Below are 14,805 nucleotides of genomic sequence, written 5' to 3'. Positions count from 1 at the left end.
GGCGGCCCGCACGGGTGACCCGGCCACCCGTGCATCCGTGTGACAGGCCGCGTGTCACATCCCGGCGGGCCCGTCCGTCCTAGGCAGTGTCTTCAAATGATCATCGCTGGTGGATCATGGTGTCGTGATACGTCGCCATGAACTGTCCGATGCTGAGTGGGAGTTCGTCCGGCCGTTGCTGCCCGTGTCGTTGCGGGGGCGGAAGCGGCTGGACGACCGCAGGGTCCTGAACGGGATCGTGTGGAAGTTCCGGACCGGGACGGCCTGGCGGGACGTGCCCGAGCGCTATGGTCCGTGGGCCACGCTGCATACCCGTTTCCGCAGGTGGGCGGCGGACGGAACGTTCGACCGAATGCTGCGGGCCGCCCAGGCGAAAGCGGACGCGGCGGGCGACATCGAGTGGCTGGTGTCGGTCGATTCCACGATCGTCCGGGCCCACCAGCATGGGGCGGGGGCTCGAAAAGGGGGCTCCGCGACCCGGCCCTCGGGCGGTCCAGGGGCGGCCTGACCAGCAAGATTCATCTTGCCTGTGACGGCAGAGGCCGTCCGCTCGGCTTCGTCGTCACGGGCGGCAACACCAACGACTGCACCCGGTTCACCGCCGTGATGGAAGCGATCCGGGTGCCCCGGATCGGACCGGGGCGACCCCGCACCCGGCCCGATCACGTCCTGGGCGACAAGGGCTACAGCTCGAAAGCGATCCGCGCCTGGCTTCGCCGCCGCGGCATCCCTCACACGATTCCCGAGCGTGCCGACCAGGTCGGCAACCGGGCCAGGCGGGGCAGTCGCGGTGGCCGCCCGCCGGCCTTCGACCGCGAGGCCTACAAGCACCGCAACGTCGTGGAACGGTGCTTCAACCGCCTGAAGCAGTGGCGCGGCATCGCCACCCGCTACGACAAAACCGCCCAGTCCTACGAAGCGGCCGTCACGCTCGCGTCACTCCTGATGTGGGCGTGACATTTGACGACAGGACCTAGGGGTGTAGCGACCGACAACGGCGAAGGAGCCGAAAAGATGAACGCCCGTTTGAACGTCCTCGGCAGCCCGACCACGGCCACGATCCTCAAGCACCTGACGGCGGCGGGCCGGGCGGTCTCGGAGACGGGGCTGTCCACCACGACACAGGAGCTGGTGAAGATCCGGGCCAGTCAGATCAACGGCTGCGGGTTCTGCACCGACATGCACATCAAGGAGGCCGAGGCCGCCGGTGAGACGTCCCTGCGCCTCAATCTGGTCGCGGTGTGGCGGGAGGCCACGGTCTTCACCGACGCCGAGCGCGCCGCCCTGGAGCTGACCGAGCAGGGCACCCGTATCGCCGACGCCGCCGGCGGGGTCCCGGACGAGGTCTGGGCCCGGGCCGCCGAGCACTACGACGAGGACCAGCTCGTCGCGCTCGTCTCCCTGATCGCCCTCATCAACGCCTTCAACCGGCTGAACGTGATCGTCCAGCAGCCGGCGGGCGACTACAAGGTGGGCCAGTTCGGCTGACCGGTGTGTGACCCGGCCCCCGCCGGGGAGGTGTGCGGCATGCACTCCTGGAATCTCCACGACATGCCCGACCTCTCCGGCAGGACCGCCGTGGTCACCGGCGCCAACAGCGGCATCGGGGCCGTCACCGCGCTCGCCCTCGCCCGTTCCGGCGCCCGCACGGTCCTCGCCTGCCGCGACCCCGAGCGGGGCCGACGGGCACTGGAGGCCGTCCGCCGCGCCGCACCGCGCTCCGACACCCGGCTCGTCCGCCTCGACCTGGCGGACCTGGCCTCCGTCAGCGAGGCGGCCGACACCATCGCGAAGGAGGTCGACGGCCGCCTCGACCTGCTGGTGAACAACGCCGGAGTGATGGCCCTGCCGCTCCTGCGCACGGCGGACGGCTTCGAGATGCAGTTCGGCACCAACCACCTCGGCCACTTCGCCCTGACCCTCCGGCTGCTGCCGCTGCTCGGAGTGGCGGGACCGGCCCGGGTGGTGACGCTCTCCTCGCTCGGCCACCGCATCGGCCGCATCGACCTCGACGATCTCAACGCCGAACGCGGCTACAGCAAGTGGGGCGCCTACGCGCAGTCCAAGCTGGCCAACCTGCTCTTCACCGCCGAACTCGACCGGCGCGCCCGCGCCTCCGGCCGCGACCTCCTCGCCCTCGCCGCGCACCCCGGCCTCGCCGCGACGGAGCTGGGGCAGGCGGGCCCGAAGCTGTCCGGCCGGAACTGGGCGGCCAAGCTGGAGCGGGCCTCGCGGATCTACACCCAGCCCGCCTCCGCCGGCGCCCTGCCCACGCTGTACGCGGCGACGCTTCCGGACGCGCCCGGCGCCTCGTACTACGGCCCCCGCCACCTGGGCGAGACGCGCGGAGCCCCGGGCCCGGCCCGCAGGTCCGCGCGGGCGCGGGACATGGAGACGGCGCGGGCGCTGTGGGAGGAGTCGGCGCGGCTGACCGGGCTGGATGCCGGCCTGGTATGAGCACGCGGAATATGCCGACGCGCCGCTGCGTACGCGCAGATGGCGATGTACGGTCAGCTCAAGGCTCTCACCGGCGGTTATGCGGTCAACGGCCTTGCACGGACAGTGAGTAGAGGAGAGACATGAGCGTCGACGACGTTGAGTTCCGCCGCAGGATCCGCTCCGACGTCCCGCACTCGGCGAGGGTGTGGAACGCCTGGCTGGGTGGCAAGGACAACTACCCCGTGGACCGCGAGCTCGCCGACGCGGTGAGCGCGGCCTACCCGCAGATGGTCGACATCGCGCGCGCCTCCCGCGCGTTCCAGGCCCGCGCGATCCGGCACCTCGCCTCGCTGGGCGTCCGTCAGTTCCTGGACGTGGGCACCGGCCTGCCGGTGGCGAACAGCACCCACGAGGTGGCGCAGAGCATCGCGCCCGACGCGCGGATCGTCTACGTGGACAACGACCCCATCGTCCTCGCCCACGCCCATGCCCTGCTGACCAGCGCCCCGGAGGGCCGGACGGAGTACGTCGACGCCGACCTGTCCGACACGGACGCGGTGGTGGACGAGGCGGCGAAGACCCTCGACCTCTCCCAGCCCGTCGCCGTCCTCCTGCTCTCGACGCTGGGGCACCTCACCCCGGCCGATGGCATCGATGTCGTCCAGCGGTACATGGCCCGGATGCCGTCGGGCAGCTATCTGGTGCTCTGCGACACGGTGAAGACCCCGCAGACGCTGGCCGCGCAGGAGGCGTACGACTCCGGCGAGAACCCGCCGTACCTGGTCCGGGAGCCGGAGGAGATCACCGGCTGCGCCGAGGGCCTGGAGATCATCGAGCCGGGCTTCCTGTCGATCGCGCTGTGGCGTCCCGAGGAGAACGACCCGGTGCTGGTCGACCAGTGGGGGCTGGTGGCCCGCAAGCCGTAGGCGGTGAGCGGGAGAGCGTGCTGAGCGGCGGAGGGCTCCCGGAGCCCTCCGCCGCTCAGTTGTTCTGCCGCCGGGCCGCGGTGTCCTCGCGCAGCTCTCCGGTGCGGCGGGTGAGCGAGTCGATCCGGTCGGCCAACTGGCCCTGGCCCGGCGGAAGATGAGGCCGGACCGCCGCAAGAGGGGCGACCAGGAGCGCGGCGTCGTCGGCGGCGAGGGCCCGGCGCAGGTGGTCCAGCGGGGAGTCGGCGGGGGAGGGGAGGCCGGTGAGGGCGGTGACCTGGCCGGCGAGCGAGCGCAGGTCCGCCGCGTTCTCCCGGGCCCAGGTGGTGATGGTCCGGTCGGCGGCCCGGCGGTCCCGGGTGGCCTTGACCCGCTGCTCCCCGGTGGACCCCAGGGAGCCGGGGCGCAGCCGCAGATAGCGCCGCTCGGCCGCCTGCCGACTGGCCACCCCGAGCGGGTCCGCCAGGTCGGCCCAGCTGGCCCCCGCCGCACGGGCCGCCTCGATCAGCCCGGTCTCCCACCCCGCGAGCCGCTCCCGGACCTCCCGCAGCAGCTGGAGCGAGGCCAGCGCCTGGGCTCGGTCGGGATCGGCCGCCGAACCGTCGGGCTGGTCCGCCGTGGCGGCCCTGGCCCCACGGACCGCGTCGTCGATGACCCCCAGGGCCGCTGCGGCGGCGAGGAGGGATACGGCGTCCGGATCGGGCTGCTCCGCTGCTGGCACGGTGGCTCCTCCGTCGTGGTTGTCGTCCTTCCGGTGACATTTCATTTGTCATCGAATGGATGACATGCTACAACGGATTCAGGTGAAACGCGCGGGCTACCGCCCGACCGACTGGAGGTGTTTCCGCAATGCTCATGCGTACCGACCCCTTCCGTGAACTCGACCGGATCACCGAGCAGATCCTGCGCCCCGGCACCTGGTCGCGGCCCTCGGCGATGCCGATGGACGCGTACCGCGAGGGCGAGGACTACGTGGTGGCCTTCGATCTTCCCGGCGTCTCGCCGGACGCGATCGACATCGACGTCGAGCGCAACATGCTGACCGTCCGGGCCGAGCGCCGGCCGGCCGTCAACACGGACGACGTGCAGATGGAGCTCTCCGAACGTCCGCTGGGCGTGTTCTCCCGCCAGATCGTCCTGGCGGACACGCTGGACACCGAGCGCATCGACGCCGCCTACGACGCGGGTGTACTGACCCTGCGCATCCCGATCGCCGAGCGGGCCAAGCCCCGCAAGATCTCCATCGGCGGCGGCTCCTCGCGCAAGCAGATCAAGGGCTGAACCGGTACGCCCGTCCGTGACGGGGGCCGGGCCGGATCTCCCCTTCTCCCCCTCCCGGCCCGGTCTCCGTCCCCGCCCCAGGGGGGACAACCCGAGGGAGCGGTCACCGTGACCCTGCGATGGGAAGCGTTCCTGGACCGGGTCCAGGAACGCGGCACGTACGACACCCGGGAAGAGGCCGAGCGCGCCGCACGCGTCGTGCTGGCCCTTCTCGGCGCCCACCTGGTGGGCCGGGAGCGGGCCGAGCTCGCCGCCCGGCTCCCGGAGACCATGGCGCTTATCCTGCTCAACCCGCTCCAGGCCGCCGAACCGCTCTCGCCCGAGCGGTTCGTCCGCGCCACGGCGGCCTGGATCGAGGGCGCCACCGAACGAACGGCGATGTGGGACGTAGGGGCCGTCCTCAGCGTCGCCGCCGACGCGGCCGGCGAGGAGCTGCTGCGCCGCATCCTGCTCCAGCTGCCGACGGGGTATGACCTCCTTTTCGGCCATCCGCAGCCCCTGTGACCCGTCGAATACCCCCCAGGGGGTGTACGGCGGCGCTTTTGGAGAAGAAGCCAGAGACAACCGACACCCGCACGACGACGAGAAGGGCTGCCGCCGCCATGATTCCTGAGCCTCGGACCATCGCCGCCCCGAAGGCCATGACGTTCGACCGGCTGCTGGAGAAGATCAGATACGAGGGCGCCTACCCCACCCGGGAGCGGGCCGAGGAAGCCCTCCGCGCCGTACTGGGCGGGCTCGGGGCCCAGATCACCGGCGAGGAGCGGGTCGCCTTCGCCGCCGCGCTCCCCAGGGAAGCCGCCCTGGTGTTCACCTCCGAAGCGCCCGGTATCACCCCGGCCCCGGCCGCCCGTTTCGTGGACGACCTGGCCGCGCGGACCGGTGGCACGGCGGCGACCGCCCGCTGGGACGCGGGCACCGTCCTGGCCGCGGTCGGCGCGCTGATGGATCCGGCCCTGGTCACCCGGATCATCGAGTCCCTGCCGACCGGCTACGCCCTGCTCTTCGGCCGCGCACAGCTCACCACGGCGGCGTGAGCGCACCGGCCCGGTCCGCGGCCGGCGCCATGGGCGGCGGCAGCCCCACCGGCCGTCAGACGACCTCGTCGAGGCGGCCGGTGGCGACGTCGAGGACGAAGCCGCGGACCTGGCCGGTGTGCGGGATGAACGGACTGCTCGTCACCCGCCGCAGGGACTGCCGTACGTCGTCGGCCGCGTCCGGGAACGCCTCGGCGGACCACGGCGGCCGGATACCGGTCTCCTTCTCGATGCCCTGGCGGAAGGCGTCGTCGGAGAAGGTCACCATGCCGCAGTCGGTGTGGTGGATCAGCACGATCTCCCGCGTGCCCAGCAGCCGCTGACTGATCGCCAGGGACCGCACCACATCCTCGGTGACCACGCCTCCCGCGTTCCTGATGACATGCGCGTCGCCCTCGGCGAGACCGAGGATGCCGTACGGGTTCAGCCGTGCGTCCATGCAGGCGACGACGGCCGTCCGGCGGGCGGGGGGAAGCGGAAGGGGACCGTCGAACGTCGACGCGTACACCTCGTTGTGGGCGAGGAACTCTTCGGTCACGCTCATGGCTGCTCCAGGTGCTCGGCGCGGGGGAGCCCCGAACCTACGCAGCCCTGCGGGCAGGGCGGAAGCCTGTCGCCGGGCCCGCCATGAGACCGCAACGCGCCCGCATCACTCCATTTCGTACGCACGTTCCGGTCCTGCTCCTGGTGGGACGTATCCGCCCCACCAGGAGCAGGATCCCCGGCTACCGGCGGATCGTCACCGGGTCGGTCTCCGCGTCGTTGTGCCGGCGCGCCCAGTTCTCCAGCGCCACCCGGCAGGCGTGGTCGAGATGGCGCAGGCCGCTGAGGTCCAGCTCTATGGGCTGATCCTGCGGCAGCTTCTCCAACTGCTCCAGGATGCGCGGCAGTCGGAGGAAGGTCGCGTTGCCCGTGAGGGTCACCACGACCCGGCCGCCGGTGAGTTCGCGGGTGGAGAGCTGTACGTGGGAGGTCTCCCAGGCCGACTTGACCACGGCCAGCAGCAGACCCAGCACCACACCCTCGAAGAGGTTGGTCACCACGATGGCCAGCGCGGTGACCGCCAACAGCACGGCCTCACCCCGGTGTTCACGCCACAGCGGGCCGAACTCCTTCACGGGCACCAGCTTGCACCCGGCGTGCACCAGGATCCCGGCGAGCGAGGCGAGCGGGATGATGCCGATGGCGGCGGGGAGCAGCGCCGCGAAGAGCAGCAGCCACAGCCCGTGGGCGACCCGGGAGAGCGCGGTGGTGGCCCCGGCCTGGACGTTGGCCGCGCTGCGGACGATGACGGCGGTCATCGGGAGTGCGCCGAGCGCCCCGCAGATCGTGTTGCCCACGCCCTGCGCGACCAGCTCCTTGTCGTAGTCCGTACGGGGGCCGTCGTGCATCCGGTCGATGGCCGCCGCGCTGAACAGGCTCTCGGCCGAGGCGATGAGGGCGAAGGCGAGGACCGTACCGATCACGGCCACGTTGGCCAGGTTGCCGAATTCCGCCGCGCCCGGGAGGTCGATGGCGTGCAGCAGCCCGTTCACATCGGCCACCAGCGGCCGCAGCCCGGCGAGGGCGGCGACGGCGGTGGCCAGGCCGACCGCGGCGAGCGGCGCGGGCACGATCCGTACGGCGGCGGGGAGCTTCGGCCAGAGGAGCAGGACGGCCACGGTCCCGGCGCCGAGGCCGAAGGCGGTCATGGCCTCGTTGTTCGTGACGATCTCGACGGCGAGGCCCGGGAGCCCGGCCAGCTTGGCGAGGGCGGTGCCCGGCTGTTCGGTGTCGGCCATGGCGTACAGCTGGCCCAGCACGATGACCAGACCGATGCCCGCGAGCATGCCCTGCACCACGGAGACGGAGATGGCGCGGAACCAGCGGCCGAAGCGCGCCACGCCCAGCACCACCTGGAGCAGACCGGCGGCCAGGACGATCGGCCCGAGGGTGGCGAGGCCGAACTCCGTGACCGCCTCGTAGACCAGAACGGTGAGGCCGGCGGCGGGTCCGCTGACCTGGAGCTTGCTGCCCGGCAGCATGCCGACGACCAGGCCGCCGACGATGCCGGTGACCAGGCCGAGTTCGGCGGGTACGCCGGAGGCGACGGCGACGCCGACGCAGAGGGGGAGGGCGACCAGGAAGACGACGAGTGAGGCCAGCAGGTCACGTCGTACGACGTGGGGGTTCTTGAGTTCCTTCACGGAGATCACGGGTGACGATTCCCTTGAGGGTGAGGTCCGCGCCCCGGCGGGGCCGGGGCGCGGACGGGTGGGGGGCGGGAAGCCGTCAGAGGCGGCCGCACGACGGGCCGTTCTCCGGCCGGTGAACGCTGATGGAGCCGGGGTGCACTACGCCGCGGCTCACGCGGAAAGGTCTCGGGGGCCGGGCGTGTGTGGGGAGCCCGGCCTCCTTTGCGTTCGCGGTGTCGTGCTCGGTGAAAGTCCGGGCGGATACGGCAAGGGACTTCATGGGTGGCCTGCCTCCTGCATCCGGCGGGGCCGGGGAGCGGTGTGGTCGGGTCATATTGACGAATGCGCTGTCTCTATCCGTATGAATGTTCGGAAGTGAGGGTGTGTTCCACCTCGTGTTCTCCCGAACATTCGGCCCGTCCGGACGCGCGGTCGGCGCCCGGACGGATACGACTACAGCTCAGCATATAGACCAGAACTTTGCTATCGCATTACCTTCTTGTGAAGGAACGCGAATGCGCCATTCTTGTCATTCATTCGGCTTGTTCTTTGTGATTGCGAAAGGCTTTGGGGCAGGGGCGTCAGCTGCGACGGCCGTGCAGGAAGAGGTGCGGCTCGGGTGCGCCCGCCGGGTGATCCGGGGTGAACAGCACGCTGTGCCGCTCCTCCACCGCGAACCCCGCCCCGGCCACCACGGAGGCGAACTCCTCCTCGCCGAAACTCGACACCACCACCGGCTGCCCCATGAAGACGGCGCTCACGTCCGCCACGTCCACCGGCACGGTGGCCACCACCAGCCGGCCGCCCGGCTTCACCGCCCTCGCCAGCCGCCCCAGCAGCTCCCGCTGCTCCCCGCGCGACAGCTGGAGCAGCGAGAAGTAGACGCAGACGGCGTCGAACTCCCCGTCCGCCCACGCAAGCTCCCGGATGTCGGCGCACCGGAACTCGGCCTCCGGCACCTGCCGCGCCGCCAGGGCGGTCATCACCGGGGAGACGTCGACGCCCACCACCCGGTGTCCCGCCCCGGCCAGCCGCCGCGCGGTCGGGACACCCGTACCGCTGCCCACGTCCAGGACCCGGCTGCCCGGCGCGAGGTGCTCAAGGAGCCGGTCCAGCGAGGCGTGGTGGGCGGCCGAACCGGCGAACGCCCGCTCGTACTCGGCCCCCAGCGCGTCGAACACCGTCGCGGCGGCGAGGCCGTGGGCCTCGCTCGGGGCCCCGTCCGGGCGCTCCGCCGGCTGTCCCTGGTGCTCGCTCATCGGCGTGGTCCTTCCGCTGGTCCGGCGGCCGCTCCGCGGCCGTGGCCCCGCGGTCCGGGGCCGCGTCCCCAGCGTCCCCGTACGCGCCTCTGAGTATGCGCGGCCGCCACCGCTGAGTACCTGCCCCGATGTTCCGCCGTCCGGGCGCTGTTCGAATGAGGCCATGGACTCCGCAGCGCAGCGCCGCCCCCGCATCCAGCACGTCACCACCGCAGGTACCGCCCTGGCGGTCACGCTGCTGCCGCTGGTGGTCGGTGTGCTGCTCGCCAAGTCCATGGCGGCGGACCCGATGACCTCGGTGAACGCGCTCGTCACCAACGGCACCAACCGCCCCCGGGTCTCGCCGAAGCAGTGGCGCAGCTGCGGCGGGGACGCCCTGCGGCGCCTGCGCACCACGGAGCGTCTCCGCCTCGTCCGCCGCTGACGGGCGCCTGGCTCGGCCGACCGGTTCAGCCGACCGGCTGGGCCTCGTCCGCCGACGGCCGGTCGAACTGGGTGCGGTACAGCTCCTCGTAACGTCCCCCGGCCGCGAGCAGTTCGCCGTGGGTGCCGCGCTCCACGATCCGGCCCGCCTCGACGACCAGGATCTGGTCGGCCGCCCGTACGGTGGAGAGCCGGTGGGCGATCACCACGGCGGTCCGCCCCTCCAGCGCCTCGGCCAAGGCCTCCTGGACGGCGGCCTCGGAGGTGGAGTCGAGGTGCGCGGTCGCCTCGTCGAGGATGACGACCCGCTGACGGGCCAGCAGCAGCCGGGCGATGGTGAGGCGCTGACGCTCACCGCCGGAGAGCCGGTACCCGCGCTCGCCGACCACCGTGTCCAGACCCTCCGGCAGCGAGGCGATCAGCCCCTCCAGCCGGGCGCGGCGCAGCGCGTCCCAGATGTCGTCCTCGGAGGCGTCGGGCCGGGCGAGCAGCAGATTGGCGCGTACGGACTCGTGGAAGAGGTGCCCGTCCTGCGTGACCATGCCCAGGGTGTCGCGGATGGAGTCGGCGCTCAGGTCGCGTACGTCGATCCCGTTCAGCCGTACGGAACCGGAGTCCGCGTCGTACAGCCTCGGCAACAGCTGCGCGATGGTCGACTTGCCCGCGCCCGACGAGCCCACCAGGGCGATCATCCGGCCCGGTTCGGCGCGGAAGGAGACCTCGTGCAGGACCGGGGTGCCGCCCCGGTTGTCCAGCGTCGCGACCTCCTCCAGCGAGGCGAGGGAGACCTTCTCCGCGGACGGGTAGCCGAAGGAGACCTTGTCGAACTCGACCGACACCTGACCCTCCGGCACCTGACGGGCGTCCGGCTTCTGGGCGATCAGCGGCTTGAGGTCCAGCACCTCGAAGACCCGCTCGAAGCTGACGAGCGCGCTCATCACCTCGACCCGGGCCCCGGCCAGAGCGGTCAGCGGGGCGTACAGCCGGGTCAGCAGCAGGGCGAGGGAGACCACGGCCCCCGGCTCCAGCGTGCCGCGCAGCGCGTAGTAGCCGCCGAGCCCGTAGACCAGGGCGAGCGCGAGGGCGGAGACCAGGGTGAGCGCGGTGATGAACACGGACTGGGCCATGGCGGAGCGGACCCCGATGTCCCGCACCCGGCGGGCCCGCTCGGCGAACTCGGCGGACTCCAGCGACGGGCGGCCGAAGAGCTTGACGAGGGTGGCGCCGGGGGCGGAGAACCGCTCGGTCATCTGGGTGCCCATCGAGGCGTTGTGGTTGGCCGCCTCCCGCTGGAGCCCGGCCATCCTGGCCCCCATCCGGCGGGCCGGGACGACGAACACCGGGAGCAGGACCAGCGAGAGCAGCGTGATCTGCCAGGAGATCGTGAGCATCACGGCGAGCGTCAGCAGCAGGGTGACGAGGTTGGAGACGACACCGGAGAGCGTGTTGCTGAACGCGCGCTGGGCGCCGATCACATCGTTGTTGAGGCGGCTGACCAGGGCGCCGGTCCGGGTGCGGGTGAAGAAGGCGACCGGCATCCGCTGCACATGGTCGAAGACCGCCGTCCGCAGATCGAGGATCAGCCCCTCACCGAGGTTGGCCGACAGCCATCGGGTGAGCAGCCCGAGCCCGGCCTCGGCGACCGCGATCAGGGCGATCAGCAGGGCGAGCCGGGTGACCGTCCCGGAGTCCGCGCCCCGCACGATGGCGTCGACGACCCGCCCCGCGAGGACCGGGGTGGCCACCGCGAGCAGCGCGGTGACGGTGCTGAGCAGGAGGAACCGGTTGATACGGCCCCTGTGGGGCCGGGCGAAGACCAGGATGCGGCGTAGCGTCGCCTTGGAGAAGGGCCGCCGGTCCTGCTCGGCGTTCATCGCGCTGTGCAGCGATGTCCATGCGGTGACTTCCATGTCCATGGGGGCGCTCCGAACTCTGCTGACCTGGGTGTGCGGACTGCTGAGAACGCTAGGACCTCAAGTTTGGTTGAGGTCAACAGGGTGTGCCGCACTCCGCCGGGCGCCGGCCGTGGGCCGGTGCGAATCTGGGGGTGCATACGGCGGCCCCGGGGGCAACCGGCTGACAGGCAGAGGGAAACGATCAGAGCGAGCAAGGGGAGAAGCGGCGTGCGCATCGAACTGACGGGCAAGAACGCGGTGGTGACCGGATCCTCGCAGGGCATCGGCCTCGCCATCGCCACCGGACTGGCGGCGGCCGGCGCCGAGGTCGTCCTGACCGGGCGCGGCCGGGAACGGCTGGAGGAGGCGGCGCGCTCACTGCGCGCCGAGGTGGCGGGGGCGGCCGTCACGACGGTGGCCTGCGACCTGACCACGGAGGAGGGCGCCGCCGAGCTGTACGCGGCCGTCCCGCGGACCGACGTCCTCGTCAACAACCTCGGCATCTTCGGCTCCCGCCCGGCCCTGGAGATCACCGACGAGGAATGGCGTACGTACTTCGACACCAATGTGCTCAGCGCGGTGCGGCTCATCCGCCACTACCTGCCGTCGATGACCGGACAGGGGTGGGGCCGGGTGCTGAACATCGCCAGCGACTCCGCGATCGTCATCCCCGCCGAGATGATCCACTACGGCATGTCCAAGACCGCGCTCCTCGCCGTCTCCCGCGGCTTCGCCAAGGAGGCGGCCGGGACGGGCGTGACGGTGAACTCCGTGATCGCCGGGCCCACCCACACCGGCGGGGTCGAGGACTTCGTCCACGAACTCGTCGACAAGGACCTGCCCTGGGAGGAGGCGCAGCGTGAGTTCATGCGGCTGCACCGCCCGCAGTCGCTGCTCCAGCGGCTCATCGAGCCCGAGGAGATCGCCAACCTGGTGGTCTACCTCAGCTCCGCCCAGGCGTCGGCGACGACCGGGGCGGCGGTACGGGTCGACGGCGGATACGTCGACTCGATCGTGCCCTGAGGGTGGATCGTGTCCTGAGGCGGCTGGGGCGTGTCCTGAGGTTCGATCATGCCCGGAGCGCGCCTCGGCCGGCGGTCCGGGCGGTCATGCGGGGCTGGCATGATCGAGGGATGAACGAGAGCATCATCGCCGCGTGTGACGGGGCGTCCAAGGGAAACCCCGGACCGGCCGCCTGGGCCTGGGTCGTCGCCGACGCGCAGGGCACCCCCGAGCGCTGGGAGGCGGGCCCGCTGGGCACCGCGACGAACAACGTCGCCGAACTCACCGCACTGGCCGAACTGCTGGAGTCCACCGACCCGGCGGTCCGCGTCGAGGTGCGGATGGACTCGCAGTACGCCATGAACGCCGTGACCAAGTGGCTGCCCGGCTGGAAGCGCAACGGATGGAAGACCTCGGCGGGCAAGCCGGTCGCCAACCGGGAGCTGGTCACCCGCATCGACGCGCTGCTCACCGCCCGTACGGTGACGTTCCGCTACGTGCCCGCCCACCAGGTGGACGGCGACCCGCTCAACGCGCTCGCCGACCAGGCCGCCAGCGAGGCGGCGGTGGCGCAGCGCCCGGCCGGTACGGCGCACGGGGCGACCGCCCTGCCCGTACCCGCCCAGGCGCGCTCCACGAAGGGGCGTACGGAGGCGGGCGGCAGCGCGGGTGAGGCGAAGGCGAAGAGTGCGGGGGGCGCGTCCCGGGCGGGGCGGTCCAACGGCACGATCAAGGCGCGGTTCGCAGGGCGGTGCCACTGCGGGAAGACGTACGCGGCCAAGGAGTCGATCGCGAAGAACCCGAACGGCTGGGGTCACCCGGAGTGCCGTACCGCCCCCGCCTGATCACCTGGGGGAGGCCCGCCTCCTCGTCGTACGGGGGGAGTCCCGGCCCCTGATCACGAGGGGAGCATCAGACGTCGGCCCAGACGAGCCGGCCGGCCAGCGCCGCGCGCGTACCCCACCGGGCCGCCAGGGCGTCCACGAGAAGGAGGCCTCTGCCGTCCTCGGTCAGGCAGTCGAGTGAATCGTCGCCGTCGGGGCCGTCCGCCGGTGGAGCCGCCTCGACGGGCAGCCCGGCGGAGTCGGCCGGGGACGCCGGCGCCGGGATACGGGCGCGGCCGCGGTTCCACACGCAGATCCGCACCCCCTCGGCCGAGCGGAGAAGCCGACAGCGGATCCGGCGGGTGCTGGTGTGCTGTACGGCGTTGGTGACCAGTTCGGTCACTATCAGGGCCGCCGCCTCGATGCGTTCCGCGGGTTCTCCCCACGCGTGCATCGCCTCCTGCACCCGGTGACGGGCTTCGGGAACGCCCCCGGGCAACCGGGGGACCCACCAGCTGTGTGCACCTCTGACTCCCCCGCCTTCCGGAGCGCGTTCCGCGCAACTGACTATTTCCGACATGTATGTACTCTCGGCGCAAAGTGCATACTTTGCAAGCGACAGAGTGTCCACGGCTCCGCCCCGGGGCTCGACGAACGAGGTACGAGCATGCGACCCCGCTCCGGTCCCACGGTGCAGCACCGCGTCCTGGCGGCCCGGCTGCGGATACTGCGGGAGCAGGCGGGCGTCTCGCTGCGGGCCGCCGCCGACGCCTTGGGCGCCCACCCCGCGACCGTACGGCGGATCGAGAGGGCCGAGACCGGCCTCGACGCCCGGCAGGTCGCCGAGCTGCTGCGCTGCTACGGCGCCCCGCCCTCCGTCGCCGAGCCCATCCTGGCCGGGCTCGGGGCCGCGAACCTGCCCGGCTGGTGGCACCGGTGGCGGGACGCGATGGAGAGCTGGCAGCAGGACGTCATCGGCGTCGAGTCCTCGGCCAGCCTGATCCGCACCTGGCACCCCGCCCTCGTGCCCGAGCTGCTGCGCACCTCCGCCTACGCCGCCGGGCTCTACCGGATGCAGTACCCCGACGACAGCCCCGCCCTGCTGGAGCGCCGCCTGGAGCTGCTGCGGGAGCGGCGGCGCCGGCTGAGCGAGCGCGGTACGGCCCTGTGGGCCCTGTTCCCGGCCGTCGCCCTGCACACCCGGGTGGGCGACCCGGGGACCATGGACGGGCAGCGTCGCGCACTGGCCGAGGCGATGGACCAGCAGCACCTCACCGTCCAGGTGGTGCCGCTGGACCACCCGCCGCACCCCATGACCGCCATGCCGCCCCTGCACCTGCTGCGGGTGCCCGCCCCGGAGATCGGCGACCAGGCCGTCCTGGAGACGCCCGGGGTCCGCGTCGACCTCGTGGACGACCCGGAGGCCGTGATGGCCCACCGCATCCGCCTCGACGCCGCGTGCGCCGCCGCCCCGCCCCCCGGCACCCCGCTGCCGCTCTGACGGCCCGCCCGGCGCCCGCACGGCCGCCGCCGGGATGCGGTCCG

General features: G+C 72.2%; 17 protein-coding genes. 11 read left to right on the top strand and 6 right to left on the bottom strand.

Features of this window, described 5'->3' with window-relative positions:
* Positions 1-127 precede the first annotated feature (127 nt).
* From GTY67_RS01705 to GTY67_RS01690, 4 genes are all read left to right on the top strand, one after another.
* A protein-coding gene (locus tag GTY67_RS01705; protein ID WP_246570322.1) for an IS5 family transposase occupies positions 128-957 on the top strand; the annotation gives its coding sequence in 2 pieces (ribosomal slippage) (positions 128-467 and positions 467-957; 831 coding nt in all).
* A 57-nt stretch (positions 958-1,014) separates the two neighbouring features.
* Positions 1,015-1,488 carry a carboxymuconolactone decarboxylase family protein gene (locus tag GTY67_RS01700; RefSeq protein ID WP_161277530.1) on the top strand — a complete coding sequence of 158 codons (474 nt, stop codon included), beginning with the start codon at positions 1,015-1,017 and terminating at the stop codon, positions 1,486-1,488.
* A 39-nt stretch (positions 1,489-1,527) separates the two neighbouring features.
* On the top strand, positions 1,528-2,457 hold the full coding sequence (locus GTY67_RS01695) for an oxidoreductase (protein ID WP_093694209.1): 930 nt from the start codon (positions 1,528-1,530) through the stop codon (positions 2,455-2,457).
* A gap of 122 nt (positions 2,458-2,579) precedes the next feature.
* Positions 2,580-3,365, top strand: coding sequence for an SAM-dependent methyltransferase (locus GTY67_RS01690; RefSeq protein WP_161277529.1), 786 nt, complete (start codon positions 2,580-2,582; stop codon positions 3,363-3,365).
* A gap of 55 nt (positions 3,366-3,420) precedes the next feature.
* Here GTY67_RS01690 and GTY67_RS01685 read toward each other — a convergent pair whose 3' ends face one another.
* A complete protein-coding gene (locus tag GTY67_RS01685) occupies positions 3,421-4,086 on the bottom strand; it encodes an HSP18 transcriptional regulator (protein ID WP_093694211.1) in 666 nt (221 codons plus the stop codon).
* 128 nt (positions 4,087-4,214) lie between these two features.
* On the opposite strand from GTY67_RS01685, the gene GTY67_RS01680 reads away from it, so the two are divergent.
* From GTY67_RS01680 to GTY67_RS01670, 3 genes are all read left to right on the top strand, one after another.
* Positions 4,215-4,646, top strand: coding sequence for an Hsp20/alpha crystallin family protein (locus tag GTY67_RS01680; RefSeq protein ID WP_093694212.1), 432 nt, complete (start codon positions 4,215-4,217; stop codon positions 4,644-4,646).
* A gap of 108 nt (positions 4,647-4,754) precedes the next feature.
* Positions 4,755-5,150 (top strand): DUF2267 domain-containing protein, encoded by a 396-nt coding sequence (locus tag GTY67_RS01675; RefSeq protein ID WP_093694213.1) that lies wholly within the window; start codon positions 4,755-4,757, stop codon positions 5,148-5,150.
* Between the two features lie 98 nt (positions 5,151-5,248).
* Positions 5,249-5,683 carry a DUF2267 domain-containing protein gene (locus tag GTY67_RS01670; RefSeq protein WP_237502539.1) on the top strand — a complete coding sequence of 145 codons (435 nt, stop codon included), beginning with the start codon at positions 5,249-5,251 and terminating at the stop codon, positions 5,681-5,683.
* Between the two features lie 55 nt (positions 5,684-5,738).
* On the opposite strand, the gene GTY67_RS01665 is transcribed toward GTY67_RS01670, so the two are convergent.
* The 3 genes from GTY67_RS01665 to GTY67_RS01655 all read right to left on the bottom strand — a co-directional run bounded on the left by GTY67_RS01665 (position 5,739) and on the right by GTY67_RS01655 (position 9,116).
* A complete protein-coding gene (locus GTY67_RS01665; protein ID WP_093694215.1) occupies positions 5,739-6,227 on the bottom strand; it encodes a carbonic anhydrase in 489 nt (162 codons plus the stop codon).
* Between the two features lie 181 nt (positions 6,228-6,408).
* The gene (locus GTY67_RS01660) at positions 6,409-7,878 is read right to left on the bottom strand and encodes a SulP family inorganic anion transporter (protein WP_093694216.1); all 1,470 of its coding nucleotides are present in this window, start codon (positions 7,876-7,878) and stop codon (positions 6,409-6,411) included.
* 560 nt (positions 7,879-8,438) lie between these two features.
* Positions 8,439-9,116, bottom strand: coding sequence for a class I SAM-dependent methyltransferase (locus GTY67_RS01655; protein ID WP_161277528.1), 678 nt, complete (start codon positions 9,114-9,116; stop codon positions 8,439-8,441).
* A gap of 163 nt (positions 9,117-9,279) precedes the next feature.
* On the opposite strand from GTY67_RS01655, the gene GTY67_RS01650 reads away from it, so the two are divergent.
* Positions 9,280-9,540 (top strand): hypothetical protein, encoded by a 261-nt coding sequence (locus GTY67_RS01650; RefSeq protein WP_076966994.1) that lies wholly within the window; start codon positions 9,280-9,282, stop codon positions 9,538-9,540.
* Positions 9,541-9,565: 25 nt separating this feature from the next.
* Here the strand turns inward: GTY67_RS01650 and GTY67_RS01645 are convergent, their stop codons facing one another.
* Positions 9,566-11,455, bottom strand: a complete 1,890-nt coding sequence (locus GTY67_RS01645; protein WP_161277527.1) for an ABC transporter ATP-binding protein — start codon at positions 11,453-11,455, stop codon at positions 9,566-9,568.
* Positions 11,456-11,662: 207 nt separating this feature from the next.
* Between GTY67_RS01645 and GTY67_RS01640 the strand changes: the two genes are divergently transcribed.
* Both GTY67_RS01640 and GTY67_RS01635 read left to right on the top strand, forming a co-directional pair.
* The gene (locus tag GTY67_RS01640) at positions 11,663-12,457 is read left to right on the top strand and encodes an SDR family oxidoreductase (RefSeq protein ID WP_161277526.1); all 795 of its coding nucleotides are present in this window, start codon (positions 11,663-11,665) and stop codon (positions 12,455-12,457) included.
* Positions 12,458-12,567: 110 nt separating this feature from the next.
* Positions 12,568-13,281 (top strand): ribonuclease H, encoded by a 714-nt coding sequence (locus tag GTY67_RS01635; RefSeq protein ID WP_161277525.1) that lies wholly within the window; start codon positions 12,568-12,570, stop codon positions 13,279-13,281.
* Positions 13,282-13,348: 67 nt separating this feature from the next.
* Here GTY67_RS01635 and GTY67_RS01630 read toward each other — a convergent pair whose 3' ends face one another.
* Positions 13,349-13,759, bottom strand: coding sequence for an ATP-binding protein (locus GTY67_RS01630; protein ID WP_093694222.1), 411 nt, complete (start codon positions 13,757-13,759; stop codon positions 13,349-13,351).
* A 168-nt stretch (positions 13,760-13,927) separates the two neighbouring features.
* On the opposite strand from GTY67_RS01630, the gene GTY67_RS01625 reads away from it, so the two are divergent.
* Positions 13,928-14,761 carry a Scr1 family TA system antitoxin-like transcriptional regulator gene (locus tag GTY67_RS01625; RefSeq protein ID WP_161277524.1) on the top strand — a complete coding sequence of 278 codons (834 nt, stop codon included), beginning with the start codon at positions 13,928-13,930 and terminating at the stop codon, positions 14,759-14,761.
* Positions 14,762-14,805: the final 44 nt, after the last annotated feature.

The organism is Streptomyces sp. SID8374 (genome assembly GCF_009865135.1).
Lineage (GTDB): Bacteria > Actinomycetota > Actinomycetes > Streptomycetales > Streptomycetaceae > Streptomyces.
This window is presented reverse-complemented; position numbering and strand designations above follow the sequence as displayed.